This is a genomic window from Streptomyces sp. Isolate_45 (genome assembly GCF_024721315.2).
Taxonomy (GTDB): Bacteria; Actinomycetota; Actinomycetes; order Streptomycetales; family Streptomycetaceae; genus Streptomyces.
On sequence record NZ_JANFAK020000317.1, the window covers coordinates 1 to 3,219 of the forward strand.

Annotated in this window: 4 protein-coding genes; all 4 read left to right on the forward strand. The window is 69.2% G+C overall.

Annotated elements, in window-relative coordinates; all coding sequences use genetic code 11:
* The first annotated feature begins 253 nt into the window (after positions 1 to 253).
* On the forward strand, positions 254 to 337 hold the full coding sequence (locus NOD94_RS41540; RefSeq protein ID WP_309550570.1) for a putative leader peptide: 84 nt from the start codon (positions 254 to 256) through the stop codon (positions 335 to 337).
* A gap of 215 nt (positions 338 to 552) precedes the next feature.
* The gene (locus tag NOD94_RS40620) at positions 553 to 2,259 is read left to right on the forward strand and encodes a nitrite/sulfite reductase (protein ID WP_281211267.1); all 1,707 of its coding nucleotides are present in this window, start codon (positions 553 to 555) and stop codon (positions 2,257 to 2,259) included.
* Positions 2,256 to 2,435, forward strand: a complete 180-nt coding sequence (locus NOD94_RS40625; RefSeq protein ID WP_281211268.1) for a hypothetical protein — start codon at positions 2,256 to 2,258, stop codon at positions 2,433 to 2,435. Before NOD94_RS40620 ends, NOD94_RS40625 begins: the two co-directional genes overlap by 4 nt.
* Positions 2,432 to 3,133, forward strand: a complete 702-nt coding sequence (locus NOD94_RS40630) for a phosphoadenylyl-sulfate reductase (protein ID WP_281211269.1) — start codon at positions 2,432 to 2,434, stop codon at positions 3,131 to 3,133. Before NOD94_RS40625 ends, NOD94_RS40630 begins: the two co-directional genes overlap by 4 nt.
* Positions 3,134 to 3,219 lie beyond the last annotated feature (86 nt).

A 3,219-nucleotide genomic window follows, 5' to 3' on the forward strand; every position in this document is an offset into this window, starting at 1 on the left:
CCCCCCCCCCCCCCCCTTTTTTATTCATCCGCCGACCACGGATATCTACACTTGCGGCAACACTCTTACCCAACACGACGCTCTTCCGATCTGGCCCGGGGCCGGAAACAGCCCCTCCGCGGTCCCCGCCGCGAGACGCCGCGAGACGGGCGGTGACGTGACCCCGGTCACCGCGTCCCACCATCCGGGACGACTTCGTCCGCATGATGGACAGTAGTGGACTCCTCCAATCGGTGCATGACACGCTTCCGCCATGAATGGAGCTGGAATTGCCTTGGTGAGTCGACGACACGTCGATCTCGGCCGCATGTCCAGCGCCATCTGTCCGGCGAGCTGACGGAACCAGCCACCGCCGCACGTCGACGCCGTCCCCACTGAAGCGGACGCGTCGATCACGTAAGCCCCCTGAAGGCCGAAGACCGCTCCTCCTTGCCGGCAAAACCGGCCGAAGGCGGCATTTCGGCCACACCTGCTCAGCGTCGCCGGTCCGACAGGGGCGCGCCGCCACCTCCCCTGCCCTTGCCCCGAGCCGCCGAAGAAGGACGTACCGCCATGGCCGCCACTCCCGAAACGCCCGCAGCCGCCCCCGCAGCCGCAGCGCGCCGCAAGACCGGCCGTCACCGCGGTGAGGGTCAGTGGGCCGTCGGACACCACACGCCCCTCAACGGCAACGAGCAGTTCAAGAAGGACGACGACGGTCTCAACGTGCGGACGCGCATTGAGACGATCTACTCCAAGGCGGGCTTCGACTCGATCGACCCCAACGACCTGCGCGGCCGCATGCGCTGGTGGGGCCTCTACACCCAGCGCAAGCCCGGGATCGACGGCGGCAAGACCGCGATCCTGGAGCCGGAGGAGCTGGACGACAAGTACTTCATGCTGCGCGTGCGCATCGACGGCGGCCGGCTGACCACCGAGCAGCTGCGCGTCATCGGCGAGATCTCCGAGGAGTTCGCGCGCGGCACCGCGGACCTCACCGACCGCCAGAACGTGCAGTACCACTGGATCCGGATCGAGGACGTCCCCGAGATCTGGCGCCGCCTGGAGGCCGTCGGCCTGTCCACCACCGAGGCCTGCGGTGACACGCCCCGCGTCATCCTCGGTTCGCCCGTGGCCGGCATCGCCCAGGACGAGATCATCGACGGCACGCCCGCCATCGACGAGATCTACCGCCGCATCGTCGGCAACAAGGACTTCTCGAACCTGCCCCGCAAGTTCAAGTCCGCGATCTCCGGCTCGCCGCTGCTCGACGTGGCGCACGAGATCAACGACATCGCCTTCGTCGGCGTGAACCACCCGGAGCACGGCCCGGGCTTCGACGTCTGGGTCGGCGGCGGCCTCTCCACCAACCCCAAGCTCGGTGTGCGCCTGGGCACCTGGGTCTCGCTCGACGAGGTCCCGGACATCTACGAGGGCGTCATCTCGATCTTCCGCGACTACGGGTACCGCCGGCTGCGCAACCGCGCCCGCCTGAAGTTCCTCGTCGCCGACTGGGGCCCGGCCAAGTTCCGCCAGGTCCTGGAGGACGAGTACCTGAAGCGCAAGCTGACGGACGGCCCCGCGCCGGAGCAGCCCTCCGGCCAGTGGCGCGACCACGTCGGCGTCCACCAGCAGAACGACGGCCGCTTCTACGTGGGCTTCGCGCCCCGCGTGGGCCGCGTCGACGGCGCCACCCTGACCAAGATCGCGGACGTTGCCGAGCAGCACGGCTCGGGCCGACTGCGCACCACCGCCGAGCAGAAGATGGTCGTCCTCGACATCGAGGCCGACCAGGTCGACTCGGTGGTCGCCGCCCTGGAGTCGCTCGACCTGCGGGTCAAGCCGTCGCCGTTCCGGCGCGGCACCATGGCGTGCACCGGCATCGAGTTCTGCAAGCTGGCCATCGTCGAGACGAAGGCGCGCGGCGCCTCGCTGATCGACGAGCTGGAGCGCCGCCTGCCGGACTTCGCCGAGCCGCTCACCATCAACATCAACGGCTGCCCGAACGCCTGCGCCCGCATCCAGGTCGCGGACATCGGTCTCAAGGGCCAGCTCGTCCTGGACGACGACGGCAACCAGGTGGAGGGCTACCAGGTCCACCTGGGCGGCGCCCTCGGCCTGGAGGCCGGCTTCGGTCGCAAGGTCCGCGGTCTCAAGGTCACCTCGGCCGGTCTGCCCGACTACGTCGAGCGGGTCGTCACGCGCTTCCAGGAACAGCGCGAGGAAGGCGAGCGCTTCGCCGCCTGGGTCACCCGCGCCGACGACGAGGCCCTGTCATGAGCGAGCGCGCGGCCCCGTTCTACTGCCCGTACTGCGGTGACGAGGACCTGTTCCCCAACGAAGCCGGTCACGGCGCCTGGGAATGCAGGGCCTGCAACCGAGCCTTCCAGCTGAAGTACCTCGGGCTGCTGTCCCGGGGTGTTCAGTCCAACGCCGCTGGAGGGGACGAGATATGACGACGGTTCAGGAAACGCGGAACCTGAGGGAACTGGCCGAGCGGGCGGGCCGGGAACTGGAGGACGCCTCCGCTCTGGAGATCCTGCGCTGGGCGGCCGACACCTTCGGCGACAAGTTCGCCGTCACCTCCTCGATGGAGGACGCGGTCGTCGCCCACCTCGCTTCCCGGGTTCGCCCCGGGGTGGATGTGGTGTTCCTCGACACGGGTTACCACTTCGAGGAGACGATCGGGACGCGGGACGCGGTGGGGGCGGTGATGGACGTCAACGTCATCACGCTGACCCCGCGGCAGAGCGTCGCGGAGCAGGACGCCGAGTACGGTCCGAGGCTCCACGACCGGGATCCGGACCGGTGCTGCGCGTTGCGGAAGGTCAAGCCGCTGGAAGAGGGGCTGACCGGCTATGCGGCGTGGGCGACGGGGTTGCGGCGTGACGAGTCCCCGACGCGGGCGAACACGCCGGTGGTCGGGTGGGACGAGAAGCGGCGCAAGGTCAAGGTGTCGCCGATCGCCCGTTGGACGCAGGAGGACGTGGAGGCCTATGTCGCCGAGCACGGTGTCCTGACGAACCCGCTGTTGATGGACGGGTACGCGTCCGTGGGTTGTGCCCCGTGCACGCGTCGGGTGGCGGAGGGCGAGGACGCCCGGTCCGGCCGGTGGGCCGGTCTGGGCAAGACCGAGTGCGGACTGCACGGCTGATGACGGACACCACGAACACCACGGAACCGACGGAGAAGAAGCGGATGAGCGTGAGCGACCAGGGTGCCACCGTGTGGCTGACCGGG

What these genes read in the sequence shown, in the direction of transcription:
- NOD94_RS41540 (WP_309550570.1), top strand. Translation starts at nt 254, where the DNA reads ATGAATGGAGCTGGAATTGCCTTGGTGAGTCGACGACACGTCGATCTC.
- NOD94_RS40625 (WP_281211268.1), top strand. Translation starts at nt 2,256, where the DNA reads ATGAGCGAGCGCGCGGCCCCGTTCTACTGCCCGTACTGCGGTGACGAG.
- NOD94_RS40630 (WP_281211269.1), top strand. Translation starts at nt 2,432, where the DNA reads ATGACGACGGTTCAGGAAACGCGGAACCTGAGGGAACTGGCCGAGCGG.
- NOD94_RS40620 (WP_281211267.1), top strand. Translation starts at nt 553, where the DNA reads ATGGCCGCCACTCCCGAAACGCCCGCAGCCGCCCCCGCAGCCGCAGCG.